Consider the following 15,923-nt stretch of genomic DNA (forward strand, 5'->3'; position numbering starts at 1 on the left):
GGTGTTCAGCTTACAGGTAAAAGCATGCCGTCTACCGCCATGCCCTGCTCACCCGACGTGAAACCGACCGTGCTCATTGTCGACGACGAAGCCGCGCCTCGCGCGGCGCTGACCCAGACGCTTCGCCAGAATTTCAACATCTTGACCGCAGACAACGGGCGCACCGCCATGGCCGTTCTCAACGACCACGGCGTGGATCTCGTGACCTTGGACCTCCGCCTGCCCGACGGCTCCGGCGCCGACCTGCTCACCGAAATCAAGCGGACCCACGCGCAAGTCGAAGTCATTATGGTGACCGCCTTCGGCTCGCTCCAGTCCGCCATGGACTGTATCCGTCATGGAGCAGCCGGGTTTCTGTTGAAGCCCTTCAACACTTCGGAATTGCTCACGATCAGCCTGCAGACCGCGCAAAAAAAACAGCGTCTCGATAGCCTGCGCAGCCTGTTGGCCGAGGACCGGGCGCTCTGGGGACCGGAACCGGGCTGCTCCGCCGCCTGGCGCAGACTGGGTGCCGCCTATGCCGCGTCTCAAAAGAATGGAGCAATTCTGCAGCCGGCCCACATCGGTGAAACGACCTCGCCGATTCAGTTGCTCTCCGACCTATTGGAGGCACGGGACCGGTATCTGGTGAATCATGGCAATCGCGTGAGTTTCTATGCCTCGCTCACCGCGAATCAACTACAGCTGTCGTTGCCCGAGCAAAATATCCTATCGCTCGGCGCACTGGCTCACGATCTGGACCTCATCCAGGCGGCGGAGGGTCACGCTCTGCAGCATGAATCCAGCCGCGACGGCCACCGCACCGACCTTGGCGCTCGGATCGGACGCGCTTTGGGCCTGCCGATCGACGCCGTGCAAATCATCGCCCTCCATCACGAACGATGGGACGGCACGGGTCACCCCTTCGGATTGCAGGGCGAGCGTATCCCCCTCCTGGCGCGCATCGTCTCACTCGCTCAGGGCTTTGACGAGCTCACCGCCGAACGGCCGGGAGCGACTCCGCTCACAGTCAAGGCCGCGATCGACGAGATTGAACGCCAAGCCGGCACCGCGTTCGACCCGGCTCTGACCGAACTGTTCTGTAAAACCATGCGCGAGCAACCTCCTCAAGCCTAGCCGTCTCCTGGTCGGAACGGCCCTTCTTCCCCCCTCAAACCCTAAACCCTCCGTTCACCTCTCGGCGGGCTTAGGGTAACCGGATGCCCCGCAAAACCTCATGGTATTTCGTTCGTCCTGAGCTTGTCGAAACACGGATTCGGGGTTCTAAAATGACGTCTAGCCGAGGCGGACCTCCCACAGTGGTGTGTAGACCGAACCGGTCGGGTGCAACTCGCTGCGCATCAATACTACAGAATTTGCCATGAGCGGCCCCGGCATGATCGGTTCGTCCAGCTTGCCGACACGAGCCAACAGTGAGCCGAGCTGACGATTGCCTTCCCTGACCCGCGCCAACGTCAGGTGCGGAGCCATCGGCCTTGCGTCCGGAGCGAGATCGACAATCTGACAGCATGCCTCGATCGCTTGGTGCATCGTGACGAGTCGCCGATCGTCCTCGCCACGCTCCCACGACTCGCCAGGACCGGCCCAGAGCACTCTCGGCCGCCTGGTATCCGGGAAGGCTCCCAGCCGCTCCAGTGGAATCGACAGGGACCTATGGCCGCTCATGGTTTGAACCATCGCGTCATGGAGCACCGGCGCGAGGTCGTCGGGGATGTCGCCCAGAAACTTCATCGTGAGATGGATAGCCGCGGGCGGTACCCAGGAGAGCCGGACGCTGCGAGGCAGATCCCGCCCCAGACGCCGCTTGAGGTCCTGCTGCACCAGGGCAAGACGCCCGAGCAGCTCGGCATCCGGTACGACGGCAAGGAATGCGCGAATCATGCGATTGTCTGTCTGCTCAAGCGGGCTCCGCCCGCTCCAGGAGCCAGCGCCGGAGCACATCCAACGCCGCCTGGGAGGCCCGTTGTTTGACGACCGAGCGGTCGCCGCTGAAACGATACTCCTTGGTGATCGACCGGCCATCCTCCGTGTCGAGCCCGAGATAGACCAATCCCACGGGCTTGGTCGCCGTGCCTCCTCCCGGGCCGGCGATGCCGGTCACGCTCAGAGCCACCGAGACGCCGCTTCGCTCTCTCATCCCCCGTGCCATGGCGGACGCCACCTCTGCGCTGACTGCGCCGTGCCGTGCAATCAATAGCGGCGATACTCCGAGCAGGTCGGTCTTGGCACGGTTGCTGTAACACATCACGCCGCAATCGACGTAGGCTGACGAGCCCGGCACCTGCGTCAACCGATGACCGATCAGCCCTCCCGTGCAGGATTCCGCCACAGCCACGGTCTTGTGCTGCTCCGTCAGAAGCCGACCGACCACCTCCTCCATGCTGTCTTGCCCCTCGGTATAGAGCCAATCGGCGAGCCGCGACCGCACCCCATCGGCCAACCGTTGCAACATCACCTTGCTCAGGGGTGGTGACGGCCTCGTCGTCAGAGAGACCAAGACGCCCATCGGCGACGCCAAGAGTCCCAAGTCCACCGGCGTCGCAGGTTTGATGAACCCCTTCAGCTTCGCATCGACCTCCGCTTCCGGAAGTCCGAACGTGTGGAACACCAGACGCGTGAGGGGAGACACGCTCGCGCCTGCGTCAGTCAATTCTGAGGCCAAGAGCGCCAGGACGGAGTCCCGCAGCATCGCTTCCATTTCCCACGGAACCCCGGGCAGGGAAATCAGCAAAGCGCCGTTCCATTTCATCCAGAAGCCCGGGGCGGAGCCCACCGGGTTGCGGATGACCGTCGCGCCGGCCGGTATCAAGGCCTGCCGGCGCTGGCCGGCGTTGGGGATTCGCCCCCATTCAGCAAGCCGAGCCTTGAGTGCTTCGGACGCGTCCTTGCGCAGAGTCAACCGCCGGCCTGTCACGTCCGCGACAGCTTCGCGCGTGCAGTCGTCCACGGTCGGTCCGAGCCCGCCCGTCAGTACAATGACGCCGGCCCGGCGGGCAGCCGTTCCCACTGCGGTTCGAATGTCCTTGCGGTCGTCTCCGACGATCGATTTGAAACGGACCGCGATGCCGAGGCGGCCGAATTCCTCCGCGATCCGCAATGAATTGGAGTCGGTTCGTCCGCCGACCAGGAGTTCCGACCCGACGGCGATGGTTTCGGCAAGGTGCAGCGGCGGCGCGGGGCGTCTTGGCGGCATATTGTCGATCGAGCGCCGGCGCGTCCGTTAGGGGAATTGTGAGAAATCGAGGGCAAAACTCACTTCACCCCCGTTGGCCGGAAAAACGGTCAGGGTCGTGGGGGCATTCGGATCGAAATCCGCATAGTTGAAGGATGCAATCACTTTGGCCTTGAAGCGGGGGCTGTCCGGCCAGGCCGCGCTACGGCTGCCCTGCCCGTCGAATCGCACGGTCACGGGATTGATCGTCCGCCCACTCTGATCAAACACCATGTAACTCTCTGCGGCAATCGTCGGCATATCACCGAAGATGACGGTGCTGACCAGCATGGTCTTGGTTTCCAACACCTGCATGATGTCCGCGTCGCTGGGTTCCGCTCCGCGAAGCGCCATATGGGTCGCCAACACGGACAACGAACCCAGCTTGGTGATCAGGAATCCGCTCGGATGGACCGCGTCCGTCGAGCCGAAGCGCACATAAAAACTATCGGGCGGATCATGGCGTTCAGCCGCGTCCTTGCCGCGAGCCAGCGCCGCGCGCACCTGCTCGTTGGTCGGGGCGACCTCGATCGCCCCCGCCGGCGTCCCGAAACCGCTCAGCGTCAACAGCATGGCCGCAACCATCGTCCGCGTCGCGTCCGATCGAAGCCGATACCGATACATTGAACGATGGCGACCCATGGTCCCCTCCGTCGGCTGTCGCTCTCTGTCCCGTTCCGAATCGCCGGCCCGCCGTCCCATGGTCGACGGTCGTCTCGCGCGCATCCGCAGCGAACCATCGCAGCGATCACGCGCAGCGACCACGCAATGCCCCAGTGGGAGATCTGAACCCGACACATGGGGCGCCGCCGGGAGTGGAAATTTCCACGGTTCGCCATGCTGGCAGTAACAGATCGCCGGAGCCCTGTCAACGAGCCGCCGACACGTTCCCGGCCCCGTTGACAAAGCAAAAGTCGAAGTGATAAACACTGCAGTCCGCACGCTAAATCCGCCTTATTAAGACGTTATCGTTACACGGAGGAGTCCATGGCAGCCCCGGAGCAACAAGCACCACCGCAACCCCCCAAGCGCCAGTATGTGAACTTTGTTTTCTACAAGGTCGATCCGGCGTGGCGGCGGCTCCCGGAAGACGAGCGAACGAGGGGCAAGCAAGAGTTTCTCCGCGCCGTCGAAGACTACCAGGGCAAGGTGCTGGTGATCGCCTATTCCGCCGTCGGCATCCGCGGCGATTGCGACATCATGCTCTGGCGAATCAGTTACGATTTGGAGCTCTTCCAGGAAATGAGCACCAAGATCATGGCATCCGGCCTAGGCAAGTATCTCTCCACTCCCTATTCCTACCTGTCCATGACCAAGCGCTCGATCTATGTGGACAACCATTCGCACGAAGGACAGGAGAGCAAGCGGCTGACGGTCGTCCCCGGCAAGAGCAAATACATCTTCGTGTATCCGTTCTTGAAGACCCGTGAATGGTTCCTCCTGACGAAGGCGGCCCGCCAGGGCATGATGGACGAGCACATTGAAGTCGGGCACCGGTTCCCGTCCGTCAAGCTCAACACGACCTACTCGTTCGGTTTGGATGATCAGGAATGGGTGGTGGCGTTCGAGAGCGACAAGCCGGAAGATTTCCTGGACCTGGTGATGGCCCTCAGAGAAACGGAAGGGTCCCGCTATACCCTGCGCGACACCCCGATCTTTACCTGCATCCGCCGGAGCCTCAAGGAGACGCTCGACACCCTCGGCGGCTGAGCCGTCGGACTACAGACCTGGTTCAACGAGAGACGAAGGCCTTCGATCCGCGGGTCGAAGGCCTTCGCATTTTCCGCATGTACGACCACGCCGATCAACGCGCCGCCGTCCTGTCGGCGATTCTCCCGGGCAGCGGCCATCTCTTTCAACAGCGTGTCGGCGCCGGTTTGGCGAGTTTCTCGGTCACCCTGCTGCTCATCGGCCTTAGCTTGGCGCTGGGCCGCGTGTCCGGGCGGGCGGCCGAAGTCTTTTTCTTCATGCTCCTGGCGCTGCCGTGGTGGGCCTTTCAAAGCTACGATGCCTTTCTGGGTCCAAGCGTCGAGACATCGAACTGGCTCCGCACCTGGCAGCGGGTCTGGTCGAGAGGGCACGACATCCGGTTTCTCGGATTGCTCCTCGTTGTCAGCGCGGTCAACGACACTTGGATCATCCTCAAGAATCTCGACTATCTCCTGCCCTTCTACTGCACCAAGCTGGAAGGTGTTACAGGGTTCCTGACCAAAGCCATCTCCCCCGCCTTGCATCTGGGTGTCGGGGTGGGATTCATGAAACTCGCGCGTTGGTCCCTCTTCCTGTACCTCATATACGCCGCCTACGGCTTCACCAACGGTCTGGTCAATCTCACCTGTTTCGGGTCGGGACGCATCCGAAACACCCTCCTTGTCGCGATCGTCCTGTCGACGTGCTATGTCGTCTGGCGAAGGCGGATTCTCCTCACGAAATGAATGAGTTGTAGTCAGATCCGATCTTTGACAGCGCGCTCGCGCATATGTTACCTGTAGATCAGTTTCGACGGCATCCCGACGGACGTTCGTCACTCCCATGGCCGACAACAACGCCCTCTACGCCATCAGACACGCCGACGGTTCGGTGAGCCTCTATATCGACGAGGACTACGCCTCGGAGCGCGGGATCAACCCGGCGACATTGACCCGGGTGGAAATTCCGAGAGAACTGTACGTCAACGGCTCGGTCCAGCAAGTGCGGGAATACGTCGCCAGCTACTTGGAAGCTCAAAGAACGGGAACCGCCTAACACCATGTCCACCGCCACATCGCCGCTCACGCCGTCTCTCATCGAATCGGTCATCGATGCGCTGCCGATCCAGGCCCGGATCATGCTCCATCTGATTCTGTTGCAGCATTTCGACGTCTCGGATGAAGAAATCAACTACATGACGATGGATCGGCCGGATCCCAGGTGTGTGGCCGGCACAAAGCCGACTTACAATATTCTGACCCAAGAGGCCGTAAAGGCGGTCCGGGACAAGCGCGACCAGTATTTCCGCCAAGTCCGGTTGAAGCGCGAACGAACCTGGCTGCAGAGCGAGTGCCTCACCACGTTGTTGCGGCTGCGGGAGCTGATGGCCGAGCGGGCCGCTCACCTCTTGACGACTCGATTCAATCTGCAGCCCGATGGCCTGCAGGCTCTGCAATCCCAGGCCCGCACCGCCGTTCACAGACCGGCCGTCCGCATGTTGGAACAGCGGTGGGAGGCGCAGGAGATTCCCCTTGAGGACTATCAGCAACAGAGACTCGGCATCGAGATGCAGGTCCAACTCCGCTTCGCCGAGCGGTACCGGAAGCGGTTGGCGTTGGCCGCCCGCGAACGCCAGACGGCCGATTATCAGCCGCTTCAGGATCATGAAATCGCCCATATCTGGGGCATTCCCGCCGGCAGCCTGGCGGCGCGCAAGGTCAAACACATGACGGCGTACCTGCAGGCCCTGCAGGCCGCGCTGCAGGGGGCCGCCACCGGGACTGGACCGGCATCCACGCCGATCGACTTGTGGAAAGAGACCTTCACCGTACTGGCCGCGCGGCCCGTCCAGCGATCGGTCTCCACCTATGACGGCCTGGAGCGCACGGAAGCGAACCTCATCGAAAAACTGACATTGTTGGTTGGAGGAACCCTCGCCGAGGACGTGGAAACTAAGTTCTGGTTGTCGCTCGTCCAGGGCGCCAGCTCGAACGCCGTTCTGTCGGAAGTCACCAGAAACCTCTTCGGCCTCCAGCGGCTGGCGGCCATTCTGGGCGACACGGACAGCTCGCCGGAATCCATCGACGAGACGCTGCTGGCCCGCGTCACCCCCAAACCCCACGATCAGGAAGAAGACACGAAGCAGCTCGAGAAGAAATCCACCGACCCGGCCAACGACATGAGAGAGCACGTGCTCAAGAGCATGTTCGGGGAACAACATCCCGATCTCTATGGCGGGGGGAAGTGGTGAGTGCTTTGACCCGCGCCGTCGACGTGTCTACGGCCTCATCGATTCAAGCCGGCCTATGATCGCCGACCGGCGTCAGAGAAGATACCGCAACAGGAAATTGGACTCTGTTCAAACTGGAAAGGCCACGGTATAGTAGCGGTATTCGTTAGGAGGCACCATGCGATTTGTGACGCAGCATTCGCAGCGTTCCACCCGACCTCTTGCCGCTCGACTCTGGTATGCCGTCTTCCTGTTTGGAATTCTTGCGGCTCCGCCGACAGTCTCCGCCTCCGGCATGTTGGATCTGGCCGAGTTGATCTCCCATCCCGAACAATACGACCGTCAGGAGGTCGTCGTAAGCGGCGAAGTCACCAATGTCCAGCTCGCGACCAATCGCCAAGGTCAACCCGCCTACGGATTTCTCCTCAAAGACCACGCGGGAACGGTCAAGGTGATCGGTCTCGGTCAGGCGGAAGTGCGTGAAGGCGATCAAGTGATCGTCGAAGGCATATTCACGAGGCTGCGCCAGGCCGGCCGCACAATCATCTACAACGAGATCAAGGCCATGTCCATCCGTTCCTTGAATCGCCTCAATCCCGATCTAGTCGGCTGAGGTCCGCGAAGAATCTTGAGGCGTTGAAGTTTCGAGTCTCGCGTTTCGAGTTTTTCGCTTCCCGCTTCGCTGCCTCGCGCTACTTGGAATTCCACGCGGGCAGCGTCAACACCTTCGTAAGCATCCAATCCTGCGCCCGATCGGGAAGCCACTTGAGCATCAGACTGCGGATTTTCGCATCGAGCCCCACGAGATATCGGGTCTTCGGTTTCGAGGCGGTCAGGGCATGGAGCACCGTCTGCGCCACAACATCCGGTGAGATCGCCCTCCTCGCCGCTTGCGCGACCGTATCCTTGACCCGTGCCACCAGATCTCCATAGAGAGCCATCGCGGCCGGACCGACCGAGACGGCGATCTCATCGCCGGTCTTCGTCGACTTCTCCCAGATCGGTGTCGCAATGGCGCCTGGTTCGATGATCGCAACGCGAATGCCCCAGGGTTGCAATTCCAGACGCAGCGCATCTGTCAACGCCTCCAGGGCATGTTTCGAAGCTGAATATGGCCCCATGACCGGGATCGTTCCGCGTCCCGCGATGGAACCCATGTTGACGATCCGGCCGCGCGCGAGCCGGAGCAGCGGCAGGAACGCCTGCGTGACCATGATCTGCCCGATCACGTTCACGTCGAGTTGTCTCCGCAGGGCGTCGATCGGAACGACTTCCAACGGGCTGCCCACGGCGATGCCGGCGTTATTCACCAGGCCGCTCAGGCCTGTCAGGCCCACGGTTCCACGTACAACCCTTTCCGCTTGCCGGATCGATTCCGGGTCGGTGACATCAAGATGAACCGGGATGAGACGCTCTCCTCCCTGCCGACGCAGCGCCTCGCCGGCTTCCCGAGATCGCACTCCGGCGAAGACGGTCATACCGTGACTCACGCAGGCCAAGGCGCAGGCGGCACCGATACCGGTCGAGGCACCGGTGAGCACGATGAATCGAGGCGGAGACTGCAGTCTCATAGGAATTCTCCTCAAAGTAGTTGAAATTTCACAATAATTTAACCAATCATGGCCTTGACAGGCCTCCGCTCATTCTTTATCGTCGCGGTCGGGTTTGACGATTCTATACAGAGGCCGGCGAAGGCTTCAACTCCAACCTATTGATTTTGCAGCAGTGATTCATGACTAAGCTAGCCGTCATCGATATCGGCACCAATTCCATCCATATGGTATTGGCTGAAGTCCAGCCGGACGGGAACTACAAGATTGTCGACCGCTTCAAGAATATGGCCCGGCTGGGCGACGGGACGTTCGAATCGCAGCGGCTCTCCGATGAGGCCATCACGCGCGGACTGGAGGTCCTGCGCCAGCTCGTCACCCTCGCCCGCAACAAGGGCTATGACCGAATCGTGGCCGTGGCCACCAGCGCCGTGCGCGAAGCCAAGAACGGCGGCGATTTCATCGATCTGGTCGCAGAGCAGCTCCGCCTCACCATCAGGGTGGTGTCCGGAAATGAAGAGGCCCGCCTAATCTTCCTCGCCGTGAAGAACAGCGTGCCCATGGGGGACCAACCAGTGCTGGCGGTCGACGTGGGCGGCGGTTCGGTCGAGCTCATGGTGGGTAACCGCGACCAACTGCTGCATGTGAAGAGCCTCAAGCTCGGCGCCATCAGGCTCGCCGACCAATTTTTGAAACGCACGCCTCCTTCGGACGGCATGTTGCACGCGCTCGAAGATCTGGTCACCGAGCGATTGAAGGAGGCGCTCGATTCGTTCAAGCCCAAGCGATTCGACTCCTTCATCGCTACCTCCGGCATGGCCGGCAATCTGACCGAAGTCATTCATTTGAAAAAGACCGGGCGGCCGCTCCCCCAGCTCAACCTCGCCACGGTCAGCCTCAAGGACATCAAGGAACTCGAGCAGGAACTTCGACGCTTGACCATCAAGGAGCGCCTAGCCATCGCAGGCCTGGACACCAAGCGGGTGGACACGTTGTTTCCCGCCGCCATCGTGCTGCGCCGCGTGATGGAACTCACGGAACGCGACGAGATGGTGCTCTGCGACAAAGCCATCCGCGAAGGCGTCATCTACGATTTTGTCGTCCGCCACAAGGAACGGCTCAAAGCAGAAGCGGAGATTCCCGATCTGCGCAGGCGAAACGTCATGGCGTTTGCCCGCCGCTGTCAGGCTCCCGAAGCGCACAGTCTGCACGTCGCCGGCCTGGCGTTGCGTCTGTTCGATCAGACCAAGCGGCTGCACGGGCTCGGCCAGGCCGAACGGGACTGGCTGGAGTACGCCGCCATTCTCCACGACGTGGGTTATCTCATCAACGAACGCCAGCATCACAAGCACGCCTACTATCTGATCACCCACAGCGGCCTGGGCGGCCTCTCGGTCGATGAGCTGCAGATCATCGCCAACGTGGCCCGGTATCATCGGCGTGCCTTGCCGCAGACCAAACATGAAGGATACGAGGCGCTGCCGGCGAAGCGCCAGCGCACCGTGCGCCTTCTGGCCTCGCTGCTCCGGATCGCGGATGCGCTCGACCGCACGCGATTTTCCGTCGTGCGCTCCGTGGACGTCAGACTCGGCCGTACCGTCACCATCACCGCTCACGTCACCGGCGACGCGGAATTGGAAGCCTGGGCGGCGCGAGGCCGCGCGGACCTCTTCGAACGGGTATTCCGCAGACGGGTCCACTTCATTCTTTCGGCACAAGAGGACAACGCATGATCGACCAGACCGCGCCTTCCAACGCCCCCCACCCCTATCCCGGAAAGCTGATCATCGTCGAGGGTATCGACGGCTCCGGCAAGAGCACGCAGCTCTTGTTGCTCCACAAGTGGCTCGAATCGAAAGGCCACAAGGTCTTCTTCACCGAATGGAATTCCTCGGAACTGGTCAAGGACACGACCAAGCGCGGCAAGAAGAACAAGAGCCTCACGCCGACCACCTTCAGCTTGCTGCATGCGACCGATTTCGCGAGCCGCCTCTATCATGAGATCTTGCCGCCGCTCAAAGCCGGCATGCTGGTGCTGGCCGACCGCTACATGTACACGGCCTTTGCGCGCGACGTGGTGCGCGGGGTCTCCCCCGAGTGGGTGCGCAAACTCTACAGCTTCGCGATCCGGCCGGACATGGCCTTCTATTTCAAAGTTCCTATCGAAGTCGCCATCTCTCGCCTGCTCGGCGGCACGCGCGGCCAGTTCAAGTACTACGAGGCGGGGATGGACATGAACCTGAGCCAGGACGTGACCGAAAGCTTCCGCATTTTTCAGTCGCGGATCCTCTCGCAATACGACAAGATCGTGGACGAATATCAACTCATCCCGATGGATGCCACGAAAGACATTGCCGCCCAGCAGGACGGCATGCGGGCCCTGGTGGATGAGGCGTTGAAGGACTACAAACCGAGACGGGGGACTCATGGGAGACGCTCACTATTTTGGCGACGGTTTGACGTACCTAAATCCGAGTGATCTCAAAGGCAAACTGATCGCCATCGAGGGCACGGACGGGGTCGGCCGCTCCACGCACATCGAGATGTTGCAGGAATGGCTCGAAGTGCAGGGCTATGGGGTCATCACCACCGGTTGGACCAGGTCAAACCTGATGTCCAAGACGATCGAGGTCGCCAAGGAGGGCAACATCATCGATCGCTGGTCGCTGAGCCTGCTCTATGCGACCGACTTCGCCGATCGGCTGGAACACCAGATCATTCCGGCTCTCCGATCCGGCTTCATCGTCCTGGCGGACCGCTACATCTTCACGGCCTTCGCACGAGACTTCGTCCGCAGTAACGACCGTAAATGGATCCGGGACGTCTTCGGCTTCGCGCTTGTGCCGGACCTCGTCTGCTATCTCCGCATCGACGTGGAAACACTGGTCTTGCGTGTGATCGAAACCAAGGCGATGAACTACTGGGAATCGGGAATGGATCTCAGATTGGGCGCCGACCTCTACGACAGCTTCAAGAAATACCAATCGCTGCTCATCGGAGAATTCGACAAGATGGCGGAGGAATTCAAGTTCGAAGTGGTAGACGCCAGAAAGTCGCCTGAGGAGATTCAGGACGAGTTACGAAGCAAGATTCAGCAGCTCTTGAGGCAGGGAGGCTTGGCCCGCACCACGATGCCTGCTCCGATCAGGGAAGAAGGCGCGCTCCCCAAATCTTAAGTCTTCAGCGGCAGCTTGTCGCCTCTGCGTTTCTTTCTGCCGAGCCCGCGCAGGTGGCTCGGCTCCATCCACCAGCGCAGGATGCCTCGGCCCGGCTTGAGCGGCATCGCGATCTCAATAAGACAGGCGCCGGCTTTTTTGAAGGGAAATCCCATCGACGGCTTGCCCGTGAGCATCAGCGACGCGATCAGCCCCAGATGGGGTTCATGACCGACGCAGAACACACAGGATTCAGGCGGCAGATCCGACAAGCGCGTCAACAAACGCTCCGGAGAGGCGTCGGGCAGCAATTCATCGGCGATCTGCACGGCGGACCGGACGCGGTGCGTCTCTTGTAGAATCTTCGCCGTCTCGATCGCGCGCAGCAAGGGGCTGGCCAGCACGTGCGTCGGCTGCAGTTCAAGCCACCTGAGTCCTTCCGCCACCTGAGCCACTCGCTTCGCCCCTCGATCCGTGAGGGGACGATCCTCATCCGGTCCTTCCCATTCCTCCCGATCGATCGCGATGCCATGCCGAATCAAGACACAATCCATATCCCCTCCCACTACCCCAGTAGCCCGTTACCCCTATTATGATTCCGTTCGCTCTTCCAAGACGAGTCCAAGAGCCGTAAACCGTTTTTCAATCGACGCCAGGATGAGACGTTTCAATTCTGTTCGGTACGGAGCCAGCTGTTCTCCTTCGAGATACCGATCGACGGTGGGTGGCAATCTCCGCCACCAGGCTTGCGCGGATTTCCTAGCCTCCACGGCACCTCGTCCTCCTTGAGCCAGCAAATTCCGCACTTCTCCCTCGAAGAATTCGACGTGGACCAGCTCATCCTCGAGAATCGACTGCAGCTCCGGCTGTACCTGCACCAGGAGCTTGGCAAACTCCAATCCGAGCGTCTCGTAGCCGTAGAGGTGAATGACCAGTGCCCACCATTGGCTGGGCACCCGTGGGAGCTTCTCCCGCCGGTGCGAGATCACCCCGAGCCGAGCCTCGAATTCACGAAGATGCTCGGCTTCCTCTTCCTCATGCCGGCGGAGGAACGTCAAGACGCCGGGGGGTACGTCCCTCACCTGCGCCGCCCGCACGGACCAGAGGGCCATGGCCTCGGCTTTGAGAAATCGCTCCAAGAGAGCCGGTTCGCAGGAGGATGGGAGATTGGGAATCATGTGGCACTCTGAGTGTGGTTACGCAAGGGTCTACCTAGCTACTGGGAAGGAGAAGGAATCCCTCCCGTCGAGCTGCATCCCTTAATCGCTGATCCAGACACACAAACGAGTGATTGTCTGGATTCCCCTGACACCACACCAGCGCCGCGGCTAACTGGAGGGCATCGGCTGCCCGCAATGGATGGAGCCGCAGCACACGCCCTGCTTGTTCTCGGACATGCCCGCTGGGTTCAACCTCCGTCCAAGCCTCCATAAGCGCCCGTAAGATCGCCTGTGCCTGTCCTTCCTCAGCGACACTGAGACAACGTTCTCTTCTCAACCGGGCGAGGGCGGAAAGGCATTCGACGGGCGACGCCCACCAAGCCACGATTTCCTCATCTTCCTGAACAAGTTTCTTGAGGAAACCGGTTTGTCGCTCATGGAGGCAGAGCGGGATAAGAGCCGAGGCGTCCCAAAACCTCATCGTCCCACTGCTCGGTCAGCCAGGAGGGCCTTCAACCCTCGCCGCTTTCGATCCTTCGGCCGTGGCATTTTCCAGAATCCGGCCGGCAACTTGCTGGTTCCCACACGGACCAATCCGGCGCGAGCAAGGTCCTCCAGATGAGCCGCGGTGCCGTCAGTGCCTTTGCGCAAGGGAACAAGCTTGGCGATCGGTTTTCCCCTTTCCATGACAAGCACTTCGTCACCTGCCTTCACTCTGGCCAGGCAGGCACTCAACGTAGCCTTGAGCGTTGAGACCCCCGTTCGTTTCATAGATCAGACCTCATTGTACTAGTTTATATGACCACTATAGTCCATAACGATACATCTCCACAAGCACGGAAGAAACCACAGAACTTTCCTTCAGCAGATATGTACGGCATCACGCGTGGCGAATGACCGGAATCAAGCGGCAGTTCTTTCCTGCTGCGCTGCTCGGACCGACCAGAGGGCCGTAGCTTCGACTTTGAGAAAGCGCTCCATGAGAGCCGGCTCACAAGAGGATGGGAGAGTAAGAGACATCAGGCGATGTCTATCGGAACCGACGGAAAGATCCAACCATCCGAGAATCCGTTCTAGAACCTATCCCAAAATGGGTATTCCGGTAAGAACCGGTCATGCCCGCGAAAGCGGGCATCCAGAGTGACCTGAATAGTCTGGATTCCCGCCTGCGCGGGAATGACGACAGCAGACCCCATCCCGTCATGGACGAATTTTGAGATAGTCCTCATGAGCGATTGGCTCACCCTGCAACATGAAAATGCACTATCCTACAGGGGGCCGTGGCCCGGGTGACGTCGGAGACCCTTGGTACCCGTGAGTCCGAGAGATAGTCTGACGCGGGAGCGTGCGGCACCCCGCAGTGTTGCCACGAGCACGAGAAGCAGAATCGTTCACCAGCAGGCTCCTCCGGGCCCCGGCCCCCTTAACCGGAAGGAGGTTGCCATGGATGCGTTGATTGAGCGTTGCGCTGGACTGGATGTGCACAAAAAAACGGTGGCGGTGTGTGTGCGGGTGCCAGGCCCTGATGGCGCCCGCCAGCAGCACATCCGTACGGTTGCCACGATGACTGCGGACCTGCTAGCGCTGCGCGCCTGGCTGACGGCGCACCGCGTCACCCACGTCGCCATGGAGAACACCGGTGTCTACTGGAAGCCGGTCTACTATGTGCTTGAAGACGCCTTCCGCTGTCTCTTGGTCAACGCCGCCCATATGCACAACGTGCCGGGGCGGAAGACCGACGTGCAGGACTGTGTCTGGATCGCGCAATGGCTGGAGTGCGGGCTCTTGCGGGGGAGCTTCGTCCCGCCGGCGCCGATCCGAGAGTTGCGGGACCTGGTCCGCTCTCGCAAGGTGCTCACCCAAGAACGCGCCCGCGAAGCACAGCGGCTGCACAAGGTGCTGGAGGATACCGGCGTGAAGCTGGCCTCGGTCGCCAGGGATATTCTCGGCGTGTCGGGTCGCGCGATGCTGGACGCTCTGGCGGCCGGCACCACGGATCCTGACGTGCTGGACGAGCTGGCCAGAGGCCGTCTGCGCGCCAAGTTGCCGGCGCTGCGACAGGCCCTGGTTGGACGCTTTCGGCGGCATCACGCGTTGCTGGTCAGTGAACTGTTAGCACATCTCGATTACTTGGAGGGGGCGATCGTCCGGCTCAGTGAGCCGATCGCGGAGCAACTGCGCCCGTTCGGGGCGAGGCTGACCCCTCTGGATGCGATCCCGGGGGTGAACCAGCGAACGATTGAAGGGGTCGTGGCGGAGATCGGCCTCGACCTCCGCCTCTTTCCGTCAGATCGTCATCTGGTCAGTTGGGCTGGTCTCTGCCCAGGTCACCACGAAAGCGCGGGCAAGCATACGAGCGGCACGCCCCGGAAGGGCAACCGTTGGCTGCGCGCCACGTTAGTGGAAGCGGCGCTGGCCGCCGTCCGGGTCAAAGAGAGTCGGCTCGCAGCCCGCTATCGGCGCATCATGCGTCATCGAGGGCACAAGAAGGCCGTGGTGGCCGTGGCCCACACAATCCTTGTGATGGTCTATCATATGCTGAAGCACGGGGTTCCGTACCACGAGCTCGGGGCAAACTATCTCGATCAGCGGGAGCGGGAACAGGCCACGCGCCGACATGTCAAGCAACTGGAGCGGTTGGGACATCACGTGATCCTCGAACCAGTGGCGTAACAGCGGCGGCATTTTCGAAGCAGGGTCTAGTCTGGCAATTAGCATCAAATTCGATCCTAGCTGTACCCAAAGAGATTCAGCCTATTACTTCGGCATGTAGTTGGCGCGAGTGAGCAGTCATGATGTGAAGGCTCCTGAAACCAGGTAATTAGGCGCCTAACACTCGGGCCGGATACCCTGGCCTGTGGATTGCTGGAGGGAAAAGACGCACGCATCGCTCCTGAACTGATCCTCCGGACTTCGGCAACCCTCGGA

At 61.0% G+C, this 15,923-nt stretch carries 17 protein-coding genes; 10 read left to right on the forward strand and 7 right to left on the reverse strand.

Going from position 1 to position 15,923, the window contains the following annotated elements; all coding sequences use genetic code 11:
- The first annotated feature begins 24 nt into the window (after nucleotides 1-24).
- Entirely contained in the window at nucleotides 25-1,116 is a 1,092-nt protein-coding gene (locus P0111_10875; GenBank protein ID MDF0644526.1) for a response regulator, read from the forward strand.
- Nucleotides 1,117-1,275: 159 nt separating this feature from the next.
- On the opposite strand, the gene thpR is transcribed toward P0111_10875, so the two are convergent.
- Genes thpR through P0111_10890 form a run of 3 tightly spaced genes read right to left on the reverse strand, consistent with a single transcriptional unit; the run spans nucleotide 1,276 to nucleotide 3,853 of the window.
- On the reverse strand, nucleotides 1,276-1,881 hold the full coding sequence (gene thpR, locus P0111_10880; protein ID MDF0644527.1) for an RNA 2',3'-cyclic phosphodiesterase: 606 nt from the start codon (nucleotides 1,879-1,881) through the stop codon (nucleotides 1,276-1,278).
- 16 nt (nucleotides 1,882-1,897) lie between these two features.
- Nucleotides 1,898-3,193 (reverse strand): competence/damage-inducible protein A, encoded by a 1,296-nt coding sequence (locus P0111_10885; GenBank protein MDF0644528.1) that lies wholly within the window; start codon nucleotides 3,191-3,193, stop codon nucleotides 1,898-1,900.
- Between the two features lie 27 nt (nucleotides 3,194-3,220).
- Nucleotides 3,221-3,853, reverse strand: coding sequence for a hypothetical protein (locus tag P0111_10890; GenBank protein ID MDF0644529.1), 633 nt, complete (start codon nucleotides 3,851-3,853; stop codon nucleotides 3,221-3,223).
- Nucleotides 3,854-4,198: 345 nt separating this feature from the next.
- On the opposite strand from P0111_10890, the gene P0111_10895 reads away from it, so the two are divergent.
- From P0111_10895 to P0111_10915, 5 genes are all read left to right on the forward strand, one after another.
- Nucleotides 4,199-4,921, forward strand: coding sequence for a chlorite dismutase family protein (locus P0111_10895; protein ID MDF0644530.1), 723 nt, complete (start codon nucleotides 4,199-4,201; stop codon nucleotides 4,919-4,921).
- Between the two features lie 77 nt (nucleotides 4,922-4,998).
- On the forward strand, nucleotides 4,999-5,646 hold the full coding sequence (locus P0111_10900; protein ID MDF0644531.1) for a hypothetical protein: 648 nt from the start codon (nucleotides 4,999-5,001) through the stop codon (nucleotides 5,644-5,646).
- A gap of 97 nt (nucleotides 5,647-5,743) precedes the next feature.
- Nucleotides 5,744-5,956, forward strand: coding sequence for a hypothetical protein (locus P0111_10905; protein ID MDF0644532.1), 213 nt, complete (start codon nucleotides 5,744-5,746; stop codon nucleotides 5,954-5,956).
- 4 nt (nucleotides 5,957-5,960) lie between these two features.
- Nucleotides 5,961-7,151, forward strand: a complete 1,191-nt coding sequence (locus P0111_10910) for a hypothetical protein (protein MDF0644533.1) — start codon at nucleotides 5,961-5,963, stop codon at nucleotides 7,149-7,151.
- A 157-nt stretch (nucleotides 7,152-7,308) separates the two neighbouring features.
- Nucleotides 7,309-7,743, forward strand: coding sequence for a hypothetical protein (locus P0111_10915; protein ID MDF0644534.1), 435 nt, complete (start codon nucleotides 7,309-7,311; stop codon nucleotides 7,741-7,743).
- A 79-nt stretch (nucleotides 7,744-7,822) separates the two neighbouring features.
- On the opposite strand, the gene P0111_10920 is transcribed toward P0111_10915, so the two are convergent.
- The gene (locus P0111_10920) at nucleotides 7,823-8,701 is read right to left on the reverse strand and encodes an SDR family oxidoreductase (GenBank protein ID MDF0644535.1); all 879 of its coding nucleotides are present in this window, start codon (nucleotides 8,699-8,701) and stop codon (nucleotides 7,823-7,825) included.
- A 161-nt stretch (nucleotides 8,702-8,862) separates the two neighbouring features.
- Between P0111_10920 and P0111_10925 the strand changes: the two genes are divergently transcribed.
- Genes P0111_10925 through P0111_10935 form a run of 3 tightly spaced genes read left to right on the forward strand, consistent with a single transcriptional unit; the run spans nucleotide 8,863 to nucleotide 11,856 of the window.
- Nucleotides 8,863-10,413, forward strand: a complete 1,551-nt coding sequence (locus tag P0111_10925) for a Ppx/GppA phosphatase family protein (protein MDF0644536.1) — start codon at nucleotides 8,863-8,865, stop codon at nucleotides 10,411-10,413.
- On the forward strand, nucleotides 10,410-11,159 hold the full coding sequence (tmk, locus tag P0111_10930) for a dTMP kinase (GenBank protein ID MDF0644537.1): 750 nt from the start codon (nucleotides 10,410-10,412) through the stop codon (nucleotides 11,157-11,159). The genes P0111_10925 and tmk overlap by 4 nt, the downstream gene beginning before the upstream one ends.
- On the forward strand, nucleotides 11,137-11,856 hold the full coding sequence (locus P0111_10935; GenBank protein ID MDF0644538.1) for a thymidylate kinase: 720 nt from the start codon (nucleotides 11,137-11,139) through the stop codon (nucleotides 11,854-11,856). Before tmk ends, P0111_10935 begins: the two co-directional genes overlap by 23 nt.
- On the opposite strand, the gene sixA is transcribed toward P0111_10935, so the two are convergent.
- The 3 genes from sixA to P0111_10950 form a co-directional block, all read right to left on the reverse strand.
- Nucleotides 11,853-12,389: a phosphohistidine phosphatase SixA gene (gene sixA, locus P0111_10940; protein ID MDF0644539.1), complete on the reverse strand. Its 537-nt coding sequence runs from the start codon at nucleotides 12,387-12,389 to the stop codon at nucleotides 11,853-11,855. The two genes, P0111_10935 and sixA, sit on opposite strands and share 4 nt — an antisense overlap.
- A gap of 36 nt (nucleotides 12,390-12,425) precedes the next feature.
- Nucleotides 12,426-13,013 carry a hypothetical protein gene (locus P0111_10945; protein MDF0644540.1) on the reverse strand — a complete coding sequence of 196 codons (588 nt, stop codon included), beginning with the start codon at nucleotides 13,011-13,013 and terminating at the stop codon, nucleotides 12,426-12,428.
- A 459-nt stretch (nucleotides 13,014-13,472) separates the two neighbouring features.
- Nucleotides 13,473-13,766: a type II toxin-antitoxin system prevent-host-death family antitoxin gene (locus P0111_10950; GenBank protein ID MDF0644541.1), complete on the reverse strand. Its 294-nt coding sequence runs from the start codon at nucleotides 13,764-13,766 to the stop codon at nucleotides 13,473-13,475.
- Nucleotides 13,767-14,438: 672 nt separating this feature from the next.
- Between P0111_10950 and P0111_10955 the strand changes: the two genes are divergently transcribed.
- Nucleotides 14,439-15,668, forward strand: coding sequence for an IS110 family transposase (locus P0111_10955; GenBank protein MDF0644542.1), 1,230 nt, complete (start codon nucleotides 14,439-14,441; stop codon nucleotides 15,666-15,668).
- Nucleotides 15,669-15,923: the final 255 nt, after the last annotated feature.

Source organism: Nitrospira sp., assembly GCA_029194535.1.
Lineage (GTDB): Bacteria > Nitrospirota > Nitrospiria > Nitrospirales > Nitrospiraceae > Nitrospira_C.